Origin of the sequence: Pseudoalteromonas sp. L1 (assembly GCF_021728095.1) — a bacterium.
Classification (GTDB): Bacteria; Pseudomonadota; Gammaproteobacteria; order Enterobacterales; family Alteromonadaceae; genus Pseudoalteromonas.
In genome coordinates, this window is record NZ_JAKKCT010000007.1 from 116,268 (window position 1) to 133,503 (window position 17,236).

A 17,236-nucleotide genomic window follows, 5' to 3' on the forward strand; every position below is an offset into this window, starting at 1 on the left:
CTATTCAAATTATTTTACAATTTAGTTATCCCTCAAAATATTCCACTTATCCCTAATTTTAATCCGCTTACAAAATGCAGCTATCTGAAATGCATAAAGCCCAATAATGTGGCGAGCTGTAACTAAGTGGTTACAAATAATTTTCAGGGGAATTACCATGATAAAAAACGAAAAAAATCCACGTCCATTATTTGTCTATTCTGCAATTGCGATGGCAATGATGGGAGGCGTGTCGGTAAATGCGGTGGCACAGGATGAAGAATTAGAAAAGGTTGAGCGTATTCAAGTGACAGGGTCGCGAATTCGCTCTGCAGAAGCTATGTCTTCAGCCCCTATTCAAGTTGTTGATAGCTCGGCTATTGATGCTTCAGGTTCATTAAACATTCAAGACTTATTACTTGAAAACCCAGCATTTGGTACACCGGCAATTAGTCGTACAAACTCAAACTTCAATACTTCAAGTGCAGGTGTTGCGACGGTAGATTTACGTAACTTAGGCTCGAACAGAACGCTTGTACTTGTGAATGGCCGACGTTATGTCGCCGGTGTTCCTGGTAGCTCAGCCGTTGATTTAAATACCATACCAAGTCAGTTTATTGAACGTGTTGAAATTATGACTGGTGGTGCATCGTCGGTGTATGGTTCTGATGCTGTAGCGGGTGTAGTTAACTTTGTCCTTAAAGATGATTTTGAAGGAATAGAGTTTGAAGGCCAGTATGGTGAGTCTAAAGAAGGGGATGATCAATCTAGACAATTCTCAGTGACTTCAGGCTTTAGTGGCTTGGATGATAAAGGGAAAGTGATGTTTCACCTAGGTTATTCTGACCAAGGTGGTGTTTTCGCTCGAGACCGTTCACGCTCTTCTGTTGACCAAATTGCTCAAATTGCTTTTGAAAATAGCGAAACAGGTCAAGCGAGTGATATTTTTGAAGCTGTACGTCCATTTTTCTCATCGTTTCCTCCACAGGGACGATTTGATGCGGGTGACACGCGCTTTACGTATAACAGTAACAACGTCTTACAAGACTCATTCAGCACCAATGGTGGTGACGGTGTTGAAGCAAATGGCTTTAACCGAAATGGTGTAAGGGCACTCGCAATTCCTACAGAGCGTTACTTGTTTGCATCTAACGGCAGCTACGATATCACCGATAAACATACTTTCTTTTTTGAAGGTACATATGCATCAACATCAACTCAATCTGAGCTAGAGCCTTTCCCTTTTGCTTCAGATGATATTTATGCTAACGGGCGTGTTCCTATTGAATTTTTGGTTAATGATGAGCTACTGCGCAATGCATTTGTACCGGATGAAATCTATAACGCAGCAACAGACACTGATGGTGATGGTTTAAGAGATATATTCTTTGCAAAACGACTCTCCGATATTGGTAATCGCGGCGCACGAGCTGAGCGTGATACTTTCAGACTAGCAGTTGGTTTCCAAGGTGAAATTAACGATAGTTGGTTTTATGACACCTACTATGTATACGGTAAAACAAAAGAAGCGCAGCTTTCTAGTGGTTTAGTTAACGTACAAAGCTTTCGCCGAGGTTTAGAGGCTGTTATTGATAGCCAAGATTTAGATAATGATGGAATTACCAACGAAGCAATTTGTTTGGATGCCACTGCGAGAAGCTTTAATTGTGCTCCAGTCAATATTTTTGGTTTTAACTCTATGTCGCAAAGTGCAATAGACTTTGTTCGAGCGCCAAGCATGTTGTCGACTTCTGTAGAGCAAGAGATTATCGGCGGTAATATCACTGGTGATTTATTTGAATTACCTGCCGGTATGGTCGGTATTGCAGCAGGTTTTGAATATCGTGAAGAGTTCTCACGTAGTGAGTTTGATGCACTACAACAAGCGGGCCTAAATGCAGGTAATGCAATTCCTGCTACAGAAGGTGAGTTTGATGTAACAGAGTATTATGTAGAGGCTAATATTCCAGTACTTGAATCTGTTACCATGAATGCAGCAATTCGTTTGTCTGATTATTCAACAGTAGGAAACACAGAAAGTTGGAATGTGGGTGTTGATTGGGAAGTTACTGAGGATTTACGTCTTCGTGCAACACGTGCTCGTTCTACTCGTGCTCCTAATATTGATGAACTATTTTCACCGCCTTCTCAAACTTTCCCTAGTGGCTTAAATGACCCTTGTGTAGGTGTCTCTAGTACGGGTGATGGTGCTCTAGGTGATGCGTGTCGTGCCGATGTTGGTATTGCAAATAACATCGCGACAAATGGTGAGTTTACGCTAAACCAGTCAGATTTACAGGGTATCAGTGGTTTCAATCGTGGTAATCCTGATTTAAAAGAAGAAGTGGGTGATTCCGTAACCGTGGGTGTTGTGTTTACACCAGAAAGCTTAATCTCTGGCTTAGATATCACAATCGATTATTTTGATATCGAGGTAACCGATGCAATCGTTCCAACACCACGCCAATTTATACTTTCGCAGTGTTATGGTGGCGGTGACGACAGTTTCTGTAACTTTATTACTCGTCGCAGTGCAGCAGCAGGTAATAACAGTGCTGGCTCACTTGAGTTTATTGACAGTGGACAATCAAATAGTGGTGGTATAAGTACTGAAGGGGTTGATTTAACCTTAACTTACTCTAGTGATATCGGTCCTGGTCAATTCAGAACGCGTTTAGCGTATACTTACCTAATTGATGGTTACACAATTCCACTACCGGGTGCCGATAAAGATGAATTTGCTGGTGAAGTAGGCTCTTCTGAGCATAAGGCTAACTGGAACTTTGGCTACAAGTATAATGATTTTGACTTTAATTGGAGCTTAACATTTATTGGTGATGCTGCTTTTGATGATCAATTCTTAAATTCGTTTGATAACATTCCTGCAGGGTCTGTAGGAGTTGGTTCCGTTACTTACCATGATGTTCAGGCAAGTTATCATATAACTGACTCAATAGAGTTGTATGCAGGTGCAAATAACTTATTTGATAAAGAACCACCACGTATCATTTCAGGTGTAACTGGCTCAGATACAGGAGCTGAAACTGATGCAGGTACGTATGATCCTATCGGTCGAACTGTCTATGTAGGTTTTAGAAGTAAGTTTTAAATAAGTGATTTAATGCCACTTATACCAATAAAAACGCCACTGATAACAGTGGCGTTGTTGTATCGAATAAGAGGCTTTAATGTAGATCATGAATCGCTTGTTGTTTAACGATTTTCCCTACGTAAAGCCCTCTTCTGAGGGCTTTTTATTTGCTCAAAGATTTATCATTTCGACTCTATAAATATTCATATTTACAAGTTATTTGGTCATCCAGTTGGATTTAAAAAAGGATATAGCGAGCAGGCTAAAATACACTTTATGAATGCAACCCGTTAAGCCCAATAAAAACGCCACTAATAACAGTGGCGTTGTTGTATGGATACTCAGAGTCTAATGTAGAAAATGAGTTATTCGTTATTTAACTATATTTCCTACGCAAGCCCTCCTAGAGGGCTTTTATATTTAACCTAAGTAAGATTTTAGCATCCAAACTAGTTTCTCTTGCTCTTTAATGTAGTCACTCATCAGCGCCGCAGAGCCTTCATCGTCAGCATCACCTGCTTGAGATAAAATATCGCGTTGCATTTGGATGAGTGTACTGTAGCCTGCTAATAAGTTTTCTACTGCAGCAGTGCCTTCAGTAATATTTTTTGCTTCGCTTATTTTACTTGCTTCAATGTACTCTGAAAATGCGTGTACTGGTGTGCCGCCTAAAGTCAGAATACGCTCCGCAATTTCATCAACTTTTTCAAGTAATAAGTTATAAATTTCTTCAAATTTAAGGTGTAATTCAAAAAAGTTACGACCTTTGATATTCCAATGAAAGCCACGTGCGTTCATGTATTGAATTTGGTAGCAGCTTAATAAAGAGTTTAGTGACTTTACGATATCTTCACTTTTTGCGCTGTTTAAACCAATTGCATTTACCTGTGACATAGATTGCTCCTTAAAAATAGCTGTTAATATTTTACTTTACTTGCTAGTGCGTGAGATTAAGTATTAGCCATTTCCAGTAATCTGTAAAATGGTTTAATTCGAACATGGTGATAGTTTAAACCTATCAGTGGCTGTTTTAGTTAATTTTCACACTATCAATATAAGATTGGACGACCTATTACATAGGTTTGGGGCGAGAGAGCAAAAAATCTACCTAAAAGCGTGATTATTTTAAAATAAGGCAGATAACATGATCTAAAACAAGGTTTAGATTGGCAAGCAACTAGGCTGATTTAGAAATTGATTTAGGTCAAAAAAACAACATTTCAGAAGCGCATAATGAGTTTACCGCATTTATTTAGGAGAAGAAAAATGGACGGTAAAACAGCGAAAGAAAACAAAGCTGAAATAGTGGTTGTAGTGATTGCATTACTTGCTTTTGTTATTGGTTTAGTAGGGCATTTAGCAGGTGCTAGCTTTGCAAATTTTGATACCTTTGGCTATATCGCTGCGCCTATCCCGCTTATTCTGGGTATTATCGTACTGATTTCATACAAAGTGGCAGCAAGTGCTGAAAAATAAGGCGCAACTAGTCTTTGTTGATAAGCTTTATAATGTAATCCATTACTTGGCGTGAGTAGATCATACTGGTGTGACTTAAATGAAACACCTTGTGCTCTGCCATGCCATTGAGCTTGGTTTCATCTATTAGCACTGTGCCATCGGAGACACTGCCTTTAGAAATTAATGGCATGAGTCCTATAGGTAAATCCCCAGCGATACTGTAAAGTTTCGCTTTAAATGGCCAGTCGCCGTTTTCAGACAATAAAAACTCGACACTATTTTTAAGTAGCATATCGAATCCTTTTTGCTGTATCTGTTTAGCAATATGGCTGCCTTTGTGTGGAGTGCCGAGCGTAATAACTTTTTCTACATACTTGCTTTGCGAAGAATTCGCTTCAAGGTAAGCGCGTGCAACGAGCCCCCCCAAAGAGTGACACACCATGGCTGTTGGTTTGTCGCCAATGAAGTGATCAATTTTATCAAAAATAGCCGCTCTATTAGGGGATAGCGTGTTGTAGGTCAAATTAAGTATTTTTAACCCAGACTTTTCAAGGCGTGTACACAAGGGGCGCATGACAAAACCTGACATATAAAGTCCATGTAACACTACAACTTGTCTAATTGCCATCGCATACCTTACATTAATTGCTGAGGTTTAATTTCAATATTTGCTGTATCTGAGCTTACCCACACCTCGCCATCTTGAATAGTGATTGTGAGCTTAATATTGCGATCTGCCAGTGCAGCTAATGCTTGAGTCGCTGCATAATCGAGACTAAAAATACGCAAGTTTTTAAAATCATACAACTTAGGTTGATGTTTTTGCCACCAAATAGTTTGGTTATTCTCGCCGTAAGTATACAAAACAACCTGTTTGGCTTTATTACAGGCTTTTTTCAAGCGCTTTTCATCTGGTAAGCCGAGCTCAATCCAAAGCTCAATTTCTTCGCTGTAGTTTACATGCCAAAGTTCGGGTTCATCATCAGCGCATAAGCCTTTAGTGAACTCTAAACCTTCACACGCATTTAGCGCAAAAGCGAGTAGGCGGATCATCAGTCTTTGCTCGGTCTCTGATGGGTGCTGTGCAAGGGTTAGATTGAAATCTTGATAAAGGTGGCGGTCCATATCGCTTAGCGATATTTGCGCTTTGATAATAGTTGATTTAAGAGCCATAACTGCTTACTTGAAAAAATTTGTGTCATTATAGCGCAATTCCAAGCTGAGCCAGTTAAAATAGCATGCAATTTATTTTTTAGGAGTAAAATATGGCCATCCAGTGGTTCCCAGGGCACATGAATAAAGCCCGTAATGAAATCAAAGAAATTATGCCACAAATGGATGTGATCATTGAGGTGCTTGATGCCCGTATTCCTTACAGCAGTGAAAACCCTATGGTAACAGCGCTGCGTGGCGATAAGCCGGTCATTAAAATCATGAATAAAGCTGACCTTGCAGATCCTAAATTAACGCAAGCATGGAAAGACTACTTTGAGCAGCAAAGTGGCGTTAAAGCGATTGATTTTGGGAATGATAAAGCAGGTGAAGTACATCGTATTAATGAGCTTTGTAAAAAATTAGTGCCGCATAAAGTGGGCGCTGATAAACAAATTAAAGCCATGATCATGGGTATTCCCAATGTTGGTAAATCAACACTAATTAATACCCTAGCAGGCCGAATTGTAGCAAAAACGGGTAATGAACCTGCGGTAACTAAAGCTCAGCAACGAATTAAACTTGATGATGGCATTATGCTTTACGACACGCCAGGCATGTTATGGCCAAAAGTAGAAAACGAAAACTCAGGTTACCGTTTAGGGGCAACGGGTGCAATTCGTGATACGGCCATTGATTATGAAGAGGTGGCAAGTTACACCGCCGAATATTTACTGCATGCATATCCTGAGCTTTTAAAAAGTCGCTATAAAATTGATGAGCTACCAGAGTCTGACTGGGAGTTTGTAGAAATGGCAGGCAAAAAGCGTGGCTGTATTCGTGGTGGAAATCAGATCGATACTTATAAAATGTCTGAAATTCTTATTAATGAATTACGAGATGGCATTATTGGTCGCATTACTATGGAAACACCAGCCATGCGTGAAGAAGAAGAGCAAATGGTTGCACAGCTTCGCGCCGCGTTAGAGGCAAAAAAAGCTGCTAAAGAAGAAGAGAAAAAGCAGCGCCGTGCCCGAGCGCGTAAAAACCGTCGTTAAAATTAAAACGTTAATTTTTAGACATAAAAAAAGCCCTGAAAGGGCTTTTTTAGTTTCATATCTACCGTCACCGATATGAGCAATGTAGCAAGTAAAATAAGTAGGGGTGCCCACATATTGCCAACATCAAGGGGCGTTGCGGCTAGCAATATGTGAGCTAAGCTTTAACGTGGCGACACGTGTTTCAGGGTCTTGAAACAATCAGGTTATCCCGTACAAGTCGTAATGCTCTTCCGGCTTGTTGATATTGATTATCAGTTAGATTTAATAAGCTGTCAACATCTAAATAAAAATAATTATCATTTCAGTGTTTTATTTTTCGACACATTGATTACTTTGTTTCAGGCATAAAAAAAGCCCTGCAAGGGCTTTTTTAGTTTCATATCTACCGTCACCGATATGAGCAATGTAGCAAGTAGGTGATCACCTGTTGCCAACATCAAGGGGCGTTGCGATCAGCAACAGGTGATCTTAGCTTTATCGTGGGCCACACGTGTTTCAGGGTCGAGAAACAAATCAGTTTATTCCGAACAAGTCATAAAGCGTCACTGACTTGTTGATAGTGATTATCAATTAGATTTAGCTATGTGTCAACAACTAATTGAAAATAATTCTCATTTCTTTGCGTTTGTTTTTTAACCTTCTCAAATACAATGCATTAGCACTAAAGTTGGGCTGTAAATTATGACTAATAAAAACTATGCTGAAGCTATAATAATTAAAATAATCAAATGCGATGTTCTCAATTTGGTCAATAAGCCTACTTGCGATTGTTTACCTAGCAATTCTATTTGCTGTTGCAGGCTGGGCTGATAAAAGAAAAGTACTGCCTTTTAAAGGCTTAACCTATGGTTTATCGCTTGGGGTATATTGTACTTCTTGGGCGTTTTTTGGCACCACGGCACAAGCAGCATATAACGGCTGGTGGTTAGCACCGACTTATGCTGGCACTATTTTACTGTTTATTTTTGGCTGGCAGGTATATTGTCGCATTGCACATATTTGTCGGCAGCAAAAAATAACGTCGATGGCAGATTTTATTGCCACCCGCTATGGACAATCTTCAAGCTTATCAGGGCTAATATCACTTATTTCTGTGATTGCGATTGTGCCTTATATCTCTTTACAGCTTAGTGCGACCGCACAAAGTATGAATTTACTTACCGACAAAGCCGTCACACAAAGCCATGAAGTGTGGGCCGATAGCACTTTTTACATCACCCTTGTTTTAGCGTTATTTGCTATTTTGTTTGGTGCAAGGCGGCTAAAACCCAGTGAGCATAACCCTGGCCTTATTGCGAGTATTGCTTTTGAATCAGTGGTTAAGTTATTGGCATTTGTTGCAGTGGGTTTATATGTGTGCTTTGCATTATTTGACAGCCCTATGGCACTGTTTGAAAAAGCACAGGCGCTGAATATCGATCAGCAAGTAGCTGTAACACAAAGCCCAACCTATGTGTATGTTGCCCATACATTACTCGGTATTTTGGCAACCCTATGTTTGCCAAGGCAGTTTCACATGAGCTTTATCGAAAAAAATAACGATAAAGAGTTGGCTTCGGCACGTTGGCTATTTCCGATTTACTTATTACTTATCAATCTGTTTATTTTACCGATTGCATACGCCGGATTAATTTATTTTCAAGGTCAAGAAGTTGGCTACGATACCTTTGTACTGGCACTTCCTATGGCAGCTGACAATGCTTTTGTAGCATTACTGGCATTTTTAGGCGGCTTTTCAGCTGCAACCAGTATGGTAATTGTGTCATCAATTGTACTTTCTGTGATGATAACCAATGACTTTATAAATCAGTTTATTTTACGCCGCTCGCAGCTTACATCGAGTAGCCGTGGACTCGATAAAAATAACCTTCTACACGCGCGTAAAATCGTTATCGTACTCATTTTATTACTTAGCTATTTCACTCACCGGGTACTGGGCGAGAGCACAACGCTTGCTAATGTTGGTTTAATGTCGTTTACCTTGGTTGCACAATTTTCACCAGCTATGATTATTGGTCTGTGGTGGCGACAAGCCTCTTGTAGAGGTGCGCAGCTTGGTATACTAAGTGGCTTTATCATCTGGGGTTACACGCTATTACTGCCAAACCTAGCAGGCGGATTAGGTAACGATAGCTTGTGGCTCGTGAATGGGCCTTGGGGGATTAGCTGGCTTGCACCCACCAATTTATTCTCATTAGGCATGGAAAGCATTAGCCAAGCCTTGCTGTTATCGTTAGGTGCGAACTGTTTAGTGTATTTTTTGGTGCCGTTATTTAGTCGTGCAACTTTGGCTGAACGCTTGCAGAGTAATAAATTTGTTTCTCAATTAAGTGACTCACGGATCAGCAACCACCTACATCCACTTAGTTATCATGATTTAGGAGCTTTATTGCAGCGATTTGCCGAGAAAGAGGCCGCGCAATCTCTGGTAAACCATTATTTCCCTGATGATAAAGGTAAGTGGAAACGCCCTGCTAATGTTGAATTAGAGCTACTGGTTGAGCGTGAGATGTCAGCGGTGATTGGCGGGGCATCGGCACGGCTTATTTTAGATGTAGCTAAAAATGAGCAGCGCCAGCCACTAGAACAAGTTGCTGAGTTTGTTGATGAAGCAAGTCAAGTTCTTAAATTTAATCGTGACTTACTACAATCAACCATAGAAAACATCCAACAAGGGATCAGTGTAGTCGACAGTGAACTGCGACTTGTAGCGTGGAATCAAGGTTATAAGAATATGTTTGCTTACCCTGACGATGCTCTATATATAGGGCGTCCGGTGGCTGATATTATTCGTTTTAATGCTGAGCGTGGCCTGTTCAGGGGCGAAAGTGTGACCAGCGAAGTCGAAAAACGTTTAGCGTATTTACGCCAAGGCAGTGCATATAAATACCAACGTTCGCACAATGATGGCCGTGTGTTTGAGATGCAAGGTAATCCACTGCCAGGGGGAGGGTTTGTAACAACCTATACAGATATTACTGAATTTGTTAAGCAACAGAAAGCGCTGACAGAAGCCAATGTCAGCCTGGAGGAAAAAGTAACAGCACGTACATTAGCACTTACTCAAGCAAATCAAGAGCTATCAAAGGCAAAACAGGTGGCGGAACAAGCAACAGTCAGTAAAACACGCTTTTTTGCTGCTGCGAGTCATGATTTACTTCAGCCCTTCAATGCCGCGAGTTTGTTTTGTTCATTAATGAATGAAAAAGCACAAAGCACTGAGCTTAAAGAATTAGCGATGAATATTAAAAATTCATTAGGCAGCGCTGAAGAACTGTTATCGAGTATTTTAGAACTAACGAAGCTCGACTCAGGTTCGTTTAAAGTACAAATGAGTGAGTTTGCAGCCAGCTCACTTGTAGAGCCGCTGCGCAATGATTATGAAGCGCTCGCAACTGATAAGGGCCTAAAGTTTATAATTGAGACTTGTGATGTGCGTTTGCACACAGATAAAGCGTTGTTACGCCGAGTATTGCGAAACTTACTCAGTAATGCCATTCGTTACACTGAGCGAGGCGAAGTACGCTTAAAAATGCATCATGACGATGATGATCATGTGTCATTCATTGTTGAAGATACAGGAATAGGTATTGCTGCAAGTGATCAGCAAACCATTTTTCAAGAGTTTAAACAGCTTGGTGCTAAACCAAGTGCTGAAGGGTTAGGGCTAGGGCTTGCAATCACAAAGCGTATTTGCGACCTCTTAAAAATCCCTTTAGTGATGGGCTCTGAGCTTGGAAAAGGAACGCAGTTCACTTTAACACTGCCATGTAAGGTCAGCCGTCAAGTGAGTAAAGAGCAAAGCGCAGAAGCGCAGCAAGAAACAGAGCTTGGTCAACTGCGTATTTGGCTGCTTGATAATGACCGAAATGTGTTAGAGGCATTAAAGCAGTTACTAGAAAATTGGGGCTGCGAGATCTCCACAGCCACTAATTTAGCAGACCTTGAGCAGTTAAAGGCAAGCCAAGCACTACCGCAATTACTGATTATCGATTATCAGCTGGATGATGGGGTAACGGGCCTTGAAGTGATTGAGCAAGCGGCACTAACACGCTTACCTGCCATCGTTAATACCGCGAATCATGATGAAGGTATACGTGAGTTAGTGCTCGATGCGGGCTACCCATTGCTTTATAAGCCTCTGAAAGCGCCTGCCTTAAAACGCATGATTAAGCGACTTACTTAATCAGCGTTTTGCTCAGTTGATGGGGCATTGGCTTTCATTAAGCGCTCTACCTCAGCGACAAATTTTTTATCTAAACCATCTTCATGACTTAAAAATAACATCATTTCATCACCATTGTGGTCAATTACCGTTACCGTGGTGGTTAGTAGGGCACTTTTAGCATAATCGACGTTGAGCTTTTTAATGTCACTAAAGCTGCGCTGATCTTTTTCGAGCACACCTTGCTCATTTTCCCAGTAACTAAAAATTGTGTTTTCTGTGATGCCGTTTCCATCAGTTTTAAAATCAACAAAGGCATCACTATAAAAGTATTGCACATTCTCATTTGCTGGGATGATCTCTTTTCGTTTTAAAAAGTTAACTTGATACGACCATAGCTTATCGCCGGTTACTATGGTTGAATTTGGCAACAAATATAGCTCATAAATTAAGCCATAAAATAACCAAGGCAACATGAATATCGACATGATAACCTGCCTCGCTCGCCATTGAGAGTGGTACTCAAGAGCCTGTTCAGGTTGCTTGAGGTTTTGAATGTAATTAACCAGCGGCAACCATAAAATAGGTGTCACTAAAAACAGCCAGGTACCATATTCCCAATTATAGCTTACGACTTCAGAAATGATAATCGCCAGCCATAACACGAACCCAACCGCAACGGGCATGATCTTATTTTTGCCAAAGGTTTGCTCGCTATGCTTGCAAAGCTCAAGTAACAACGGAATAAAAAACAGTGGTGCAAATATCCCTCGGGCAATCGGCATTATATGGCTTTGTTGCTGCTCTTTTATCGCTTTCCAGTTGCGATAGCTCCAGTAGTTAATGAATATTCCTAAGCTCAATAAGCTGTAAATAACAAACTTACTGTTACTGACAGGGTAGAACTGTTGCTCAGCAAAAAATGGGCGGTTACTTGCTTCTATACGCCAAGCGCCGATGAAAAAGATGATTGCTGCCAAGTAACTTAAAATAAAAACGCTATACCAATTGGTTTCGTCATCCACTGGTGTGGTTGTGGCGCTATTTGTGCCGTATTTAATGATGCCGTAATGGGTCGCGTTATTGAGTTTTTTGCGTTCGCTTAGGTAAAGGTCTATTTGATCGGCTGGAATATGATCCTGCTTAGCACTGTAATCAAAGAATAAGGTCAACACCGAGTCTTTAAATGTCACGCGTTTTTCGAGATGAAAAAATGGGTTATCGATCGTGACCTGCTCATCATCAAACTGCCAATTAGAGTCCGTAAAAGTAACCTCTATTGTTGTTTCGATATTATTGGGGTAACGAAACCACATTGGTGCCTTGTTACGTTCTCGCTGTTCAGGTTTATAAACCGAGCTTCGAATGTCACTGGCGTAAAAGTTGTTTTTAAAATCATTACCATCAGGTCGCCAAAAGTTATCAATAGTATAGTGCTCATTGGTAATTAGCTGACCGGTGTCCTCTGGAGATTCAACCAGCATAGGTTTGGCTGTTTTTAAGCCTTTGTAGGTATCTTGATAATATTCTCGATAATCATCTTCTACGCTTTTTAAGCTGTTTTTAGCGATTGAACTACGACGATTTATTGCTTCAAAGACGCCGTATTTATATTGAGTTGAGAAACTAACTGGCTCGTCAATACCTTCTGGGATCTGATAACTATCAAAAACCTGTATGCGTTTTAGGGCAGGCTCTGTGAACATATCTGTAAAGCCTGTTTCACCTTGCTTAATTATTAACGCTACATCGTAGTTCGGTTGAGCTAAATGTTCTAAATTGCCGCGCTGATAAGAAATGGTCGGATCGAGCCAATAGCGCTTACCTTGGTGCTCTAAAGTGACAATGACATGATCAAATAAGCTAGGAGATACCGGTAAGCTGGCAGTACGTTTTCTGCCTTCGGTGTTAACTAAAGCAGGGTGAGCCTCTGCGCCGAGCGCTTTAAGTAAAGAGATGAGCAAGACGGTTTTGTCTTTACAATCGCCATAGCGCAGTGCCAAGGTTTCTGATGCAGGAGTAGGTTGATGCGAGTTGGTGCCCATTTCTAGGCCCAAATAACGTACTTCGTCTTGGCTAAAGCGTAGGGCTGCCACAATTTGAGACTCTAAATCGGCATGTTGAAACTTAATTTGACGGGCAATTGTTTCAATAGCAGGGCTCACTTCGATGGCTGATTGGTACAAAGGTAACGACCAATTGATCACCTCTTGCCAATTATTTACTTCAGAAAAATACACTTCCTTGTAAGGTGAGTACCAATAAGGTACTTCACTTGCTGAGATCATTGTAGGCTCATTGTGTTGGCTAATTTGGTAGTCAAAACCCAAATCTAGCTTGGTTTTAGTAACTGGTGACTCGCCATTCATAAAGTTGATATATAAGGGCGTAGGCTTTTGCCACTTTACCCGCATAAATTGCTGCACTATCGGCACCGACCAGTTTAGTGTGCGCATGGTACTAAAGTGTTGATAAACCGGATTGCTGCCCGAAATCGTATAGCTGTAATCTAATATATCCATTACCCGCATATCATCAATAATGATATTTAGGCTTAATGTGCCATTGTATATTCGACTTGCTAGGTCGGTCTCACGTTGTAACACCTGTAGCTCGGCACTATTTAGTTTATCTATATATTGACCGTCACGAATAATGCCTAAGCTATTGAGCGTAAGAGATTGATAATTTGGGTCAAAATCAATATTCAGCTGGCTTATATAATCAACCCCAGACTGATTGACCGCTTGCATTACGGTGCGATTAAAGCGTTGCTGTGGGGCTTGCTCAGATACCTGAAGCTGAGTGTCGAGCATCAGGTAGAAAGTCCCGTCTCGTATTTGGTCTCGAGGAATCTCAGGGATAAGTAACTCATGGTGTTTTACCCAGTTAGCTGCGGGCGCAATCTGATAGTCTTCAGCGGTTGCAAAACAGCTCACAAAGAATAAAAAAACAGCCAGTACCTTAAGTTGTAAGTGCATCCATTTCATTGTTATTTTCTAATTCCATTATATCTATGAGATAAGTTACTGAAATAAGAAGCCGCTGCCAACTAAAACCCATTAAAAAATTAAGCTGATTTGTTAAGTGATAGAGCTATATAAAAAGCTACTCGATTTTGCCAACCTGCGAAAGCTGATTAAACAAAATGCCCGCTTGGGTGCGGTTATAGACATTGAGTTTGCGTAAAATCGCTGACACATGTTGTTTGATTGTGGTTTCTTGAATCGACATTTCAAAGGCGATTTGTTTATTCAATAAACCGTCGGCAATCATTGCAAGTACGCGGTATTGCTGCGGAGTTAGTTTTTCAAGGTTACGAGCAAATTCGCTTTGTTCGTCGTTGATCACTACATCGGTTAAATCTACTTCAGGTGGTAACCACGTATCGCCATTGAGTACATGGCTAATTGCTTCACTGATGACATCTAAAGAAGATGACTTCGGAATATAACCAGCAGCGCCAAGACTCATAGCTTGTTTGATTATAGCTGGTGTCTCATTGGCAGAGACCATGATGACTAAGATATCTGGGTAGTGGTTGCGCAGTTGCGAGAGGGCTTGTAGGCCATTTGCACCTGGGATCGTAAGGTCTAAAAATATCAGTTCAATCTCAGGGTGAGCGCTTAACAGTGTAAACAAACCCTCAATGTCACTGGTTTCTTTAATATGTTCTTCTGGCACAGATGTCGCGGCAGCTTGACGCAGCGCACTTCTAAATAACGGGTGATCATCGGCGATTATGGTGTTCACAGCTAAAGACATTCCCTCGATTCTCCAATGCGTTATGTTATAAGTGATTTTGCCTTTTGAAACAAGGTTTGCCTGAGGGGAAGTGTCAGACAAACCTTTCTCACACAAGGATCTAGATTCTATTTTAGAAACGGTAACCAACAGTGAAGGCTACAGTGCGAGGGTCGCCGTAGTAACCAATTAGCGTATTATCACCACCTAAACCTGGGGTGTATTTGCTGGTATCTGTTGGGTCTGTTGGATCAGGTGCCACGAACTGGTAACCACCAATCATGTACTCTTCATCCGTTAAGTTTTTACCGTAAAGACCCGCAGTCCAGTGACCATCTGTGCTGTACCAAGTAATACCCATATTAAAGATACCGTAAGCATCTTGCGTTAATAGGCTATCTTCTTCGAATAGTGCGTAGTCGCCTCTGTGGTAGTAGTTACCATTGACAACAAAGTCACCCATTTCTGTGTACATGCGGTACGTTGCACCCAGATTAAAGGTTAAATCAGGTGTGTTTGATACAGTAAAGCGATCTGATTTATCAAACTGCTCACCAGTCACTGGGTCGTAATCAATCACGTTATCGAAGTTACTGTCAATATAACCTATTGATGCATCAAAGCTGAGCGATTCAGATGCTACATAGTTAAGCTCAAGCTCAATACCATCAGATGTTGACTCACCAATATTACCTAAGCGTTGGTTTAGATCTGCATCTGTTTCACCGGGTAACACAGAAATATATTGACGATCTTTATGGTCGAGTGAGAATAAGGTGACGTTTGCACGTAAGTTATTGTTCCACTCACTCTTCATGCCGATTTCGAATGAATCAACAATTTCTGGTTTTGCAGCGGGCTCTGCTGTGCTTGCCCGAGGGTTGAACGTACCTGACTTAAAGCCTTGCGCGTAACTTGCAAAGAACATTATGTCGTTTGAATACTGGTATTCAACACCTGCACGCGGTGTGAAGCGTGACCATTCTTCCTCATCATCGAGTACCGTCGGTACAAGTTGGCCTTCTGGGCGAGTGTAACCTGGGATCCAATCTGATTCTGGATAAACAGTATCAAAAATTAAACCGTTATAAACATTCGCCTCTTTTTTGTCTTTGGTGTAACGCGCACCCAATGTCATTGACCATTGTTCGTTAAAGTCATAACTACCTTGGATGTAAGCCGCCTTACTTGTTGAGTTACTACAGCCACCGGTTTCACGGGTTAAGCTTGGGCCACCTAATGCCTGACCTAATACTTTCAAGATAGCTTGGAATTGACCACATGATTCACCGTCATAGTAATAAAGACCCGAAACCAGTTTGTAGTTATCGCCTTGATGGTTTAGCTGTAATTCATGAGTGGTTTGCTCATCATCGTAAATTGCAGGAACATCGAAAATTTGAATTGAAGTATTATCAAAGTCGATGTTGGTTGGTGAGTAGCTCTCACGGCTTGAACCGACATATTTAATGCTGGTGTAGTCAGTCATATCCCAACGAGCAGTCAGGCTGTAGCCTTCAAGTTCAACTTTGTTCCATGTTGGTAAGCTGGTGTATGAGTCATACACGCTGTCTGGAACTGGCGCATCGGTTAGTAGGCTTGGTAGTAAACGGTAGCCACCTTTTGCGTTTGATTTGTCTTCTGTTTTATCCCACGCTAAGCGAAAGAATAAGTCATCAGTCGGTGTGTATTCGAGTGTTACACGTGCTGCGGTCACGTCTTTGTTGTAGTTTTCGCGGTCTTGGTTATCAAGAGCCGATGTTAAAAACTCACCAAAGCCATCACGGTTAAGCGTTGCAAACCCAAAGCCCACGTAAAGTTTTTCGTCAACAATCGGTAATTGGCCGGTAATCTTTAAATCTTTCTGGTTATAGCTGCCCACAGTCCCCTGTACATTTAACGTGGCATCACCGCTCATTTCTTTGGTGACGTATTTAATTGCGCCACCTATGGTATTTTTACCGTAAAGTGTTCCTTGTGGGCCGCGTAATACTTCGATTTGTTGCACATCAAGTAGATCAAGCACGGCACCTTGTGGACGAGCAAGGTAGACATCATCAATATAAATACCTACGCCTGGTTCATAACCCCAAAGAGGATCTTGTTGACCTACACCACGAATAAACGCAGTAATGGTAGAGTTAGTACCACGACTAGCTTGCAAGGTGGTATTGGGTGAAAACTGCTGAACTTCGGTCATGACGACAATGCCATTTTCTGCCAGTTCTTCAGCACCAATTGAAGTGACAGCAACAGGCACTTCTTGCAGATTTTCAACAGTTTTACGTGCTGTTACCTGAATACGTTCAAGTTCACCTTTTTTTGCTGCAGGTTCGGCTTGTTCTGCCGCTTGAGCACTGACACCTGCCAAAGAAAGTGATACAGCCAGAGTAAGTGGCGCGACTTTTGGGTTAAGCTTTATCATGTTGTATTCCTTGTTATTGTTGTCATTAGTCTTATGGCCACTCACATTGATGTTGCCGAAGACTGAATAAGATTTGCCCGTGTCACCTGTCAGTTAATGTAGAAGATAGTTGCAGAAATTGAATTAGTACCATAGTGCTATACCCGCCACAGCCCTTTATT

At 41.2% G+C, this 17,236-nt stretch carries 10 protein-coding genes; 4 read left to right on the forward strand and 6 right to left on the reverse strand.

The window, feature by feature from the left end; all coding sequences use genetic code 11:
- Nucleotides 1-157 precede the first annotated feature (157 nt).
- Nucleotides 158-3,088: a TonB-dependent receptor gene (locus L3V38_RS18080; protein WP_130150937.1), complete on the forward strand. Its 2,931-nt coding sequence runs from the start codon at nt 158-160 to the stop codon at nt 3,086-3,088.
- Between the two features lie 402 nt (nt 3,089-3,490).
- Here L3V38_RS18080 and L3V38_RS18085 read toward each other — a convergent pair whose 3' ends face one another.
- Nucleotides 3,491-3,964: a Dps family protein gene (locus L3V38_RS18085; RefSeq protein ID WP_062567494.1), complete on the reverse strand. Its 474-nt coding sequence runs from the start codon at nt 3,962-3,964 to the stop codon at nt 3,491-3,493.
- Nucleotides 3,965-4,336: 372 nt separating this feature from the next.
- On the opposite strand from L3V38_RS18085, the gene L3V38_RS18090 reads away from it, so the two are divergent.
- Complete coding sequence (locus L3V38_RS18090) at nt 4,337-4,546, forward strand: hypothetical protein (protein WP_130150938.1); 210 nt, start codon at nt 4,337-4,339, stop codon at nt 4,544-4,546.
- Between the two features lie 7 nt (nt 4,547-4,553).
- On the opposite strand, the gene L3V38_RS18095 is transcribed toward L3V38_RS18090, so the two are convergent.
- Both L3V38_RS18095 and L3V38_RS18100 read right to left on the reverse strand, forming a co-directional pair.
- Nucleotides 4,554-5,156, reverse strand: coding sequence for an alpha/beta hydrolase (locus tag L3V38_RS18095; RefSeq protein WP_237120242.1), 603 nt, complete (start codon nt 5,154-5,156; stop codon nt 4,554-4,556).
- 8 nt (nt 5,157-5,164) lie between these two features.
- Nucleotides 5,165-5,701, reverse strand: a complete 537-nt coding sequence (locus tag L3V38_RS18100; RefSeq protein ID WP_237120243.1) for a YaeQ family protein — start codon at nt 5,699-5,701, stop codon at nt 5,165-5,167.
- Nucleotides 5,702-5,793: 92 nt separating this feature from the next.
- Here L3V38_RS18100 and ylqF point away from each other — a divergent pair, with 92 nt between their 5' ends.
- Together ylqF and L3V38_RS18110 are read left to right on the forward strand one after the other, a co-directional pair.
- Nucleotides 5,794-6,738: a ribosome biogenesis GTPase YlqF gene (gene ylqF, locus L3V38_RS18105; protein ID WP_062567498.1), complete on the forward strand. Its 945-nt coding sequence runs from the start codon at nt 5,794-5,796 to the stop codon at nt 6,736-6,738.
- Between the two features lie 736 nt (nt 6,739-7,474).
- A complete protein-coding gene (locus L3V38_RS18110) occupies nt 7,475-10,927 on the forward strand; it encodes a PAS-domain containing protein (protein ID WP_237120244.1) in 3,453 nt (1,150 codons plus the stop codon).
- Here L3V38_RS18110 and L3V38_RS18115 read toward each other — a convergent pair.
- The 3 genes from L3V38_RS18115 to L3V38_RS18125 all read right to left on the reverse strand — a co-directional run bounded on the left by L3V38_RS18115 (nt 10,924) and on the right by L3V38_RS18125 (nt 17,075).
- Nucleotides 10,924-13,896, reverse strand: a complete 2,973-nt coding sequence (locus L3V38_RS18115) for a DUF3857 domain-containing transglutaminase family protein (protein ID WP_237120245.1) — start codon at nt 13,894-13,896, stop codon at nt 10,924-10,926. The two genes, L3V38_RS18110 and L3V38_RS18115, sit on opposite strands and share 4 nt — an antisense overlap.
- Before the next feature lie 118 nt (nt 13,897-14,014).
- Entirely contained in the window at nt 14,015-14,671 is a 657-nt protein-coding gene (locus L3V38_RS18120; RefSeq protein ID WP_237120246.1) for a response regulator transcription factor, read from the reverse strand.
- Between the two features lie 112 nt (nt 14,672-14,783).
- A complete protein-coding gene (locus L3V38_RS18125; RefSeq protein ID WP_237120247.1) occupies nt 14,784-17,075 on the reverse strand; it encodes a TonB-dependent receptor in 2,292 nt (763 codons plus the stop codon).
- Nucleotides 17,076-17,236 lie beyond the last annotated feature (161 nt).

Bases quoted from the DNA above. Each gene is read 5' to 3' on its own strand.
- L3V38_RS18120 (WP_237120246.1), bottom strand. From the start codon at position 14,671: ATGTCTTTAGCTGTGAACACCATAATCGCCGATGATCACCCGTTATTT.
- ylqF (WP_062567498.1), top strand. From the start codon at position 5,794: ATGGCCATCCAGTGGTTCCCAGGGCACATGAATAAAGCCCGTAATGAA.
- L3V38_RS18095 (WP_237120242.1), bottom strand. From the start codon at position 5,156: ATGGCAATTAGACAAGTTGTAGTGTTACATGGACTTTATATGTCAGGT.
- L3V38_RS18085 (WP_062567494.1), bottom strand. From the start codon at position 3,964: ATGTCACAGGTAAATGCAATTGGTTTAAACAGCGCAAAAAGTGAAGAT.
- L3V38_RS18100 (WP_237120243.1), bottom strand. From the start codon at position 5,701: ATGGCTCTTAAATCAACTATTATCAAAGCGCAAATATCGCTAAGCGAT.
- L3V38_RS18080 (WP_130150937.1), top strand. From the start codon at position 158: ATGATAAAAAACGAAAAAAATCCACGTCCATTATTTGTCTATTCTGCA.
- L3V38_RS18125 (WP_237120247.1), bottom strand. From the start codon at position 17,075: ATGATAAAGCTTAACCCAAAAGTCGCGCCACTTACTCTGGCTGTATCA.
- L3V38_RS18090 (WP_130150938.1), top strand. From the start codon at position 4,337: ATGGACGGTAAAACAGCGAAAGAAAACAAAGCTGAAATAGTGGTTGTA.
- L3V38_RS18110 (WP_237120244.1), top strand. From the start codon at position 7,475: ATGTTCTCAATTTGGTCAATAAGCCTACTTGCGATTGTTTACCTAGCA.
- L3V38_RS18115 (WP_237120245.1), bottom strand. From the start codon at position 13,896: ATGAAATGGATGCACTTACAACTTAAGGTACTGGCTGTTTTTTTATTC.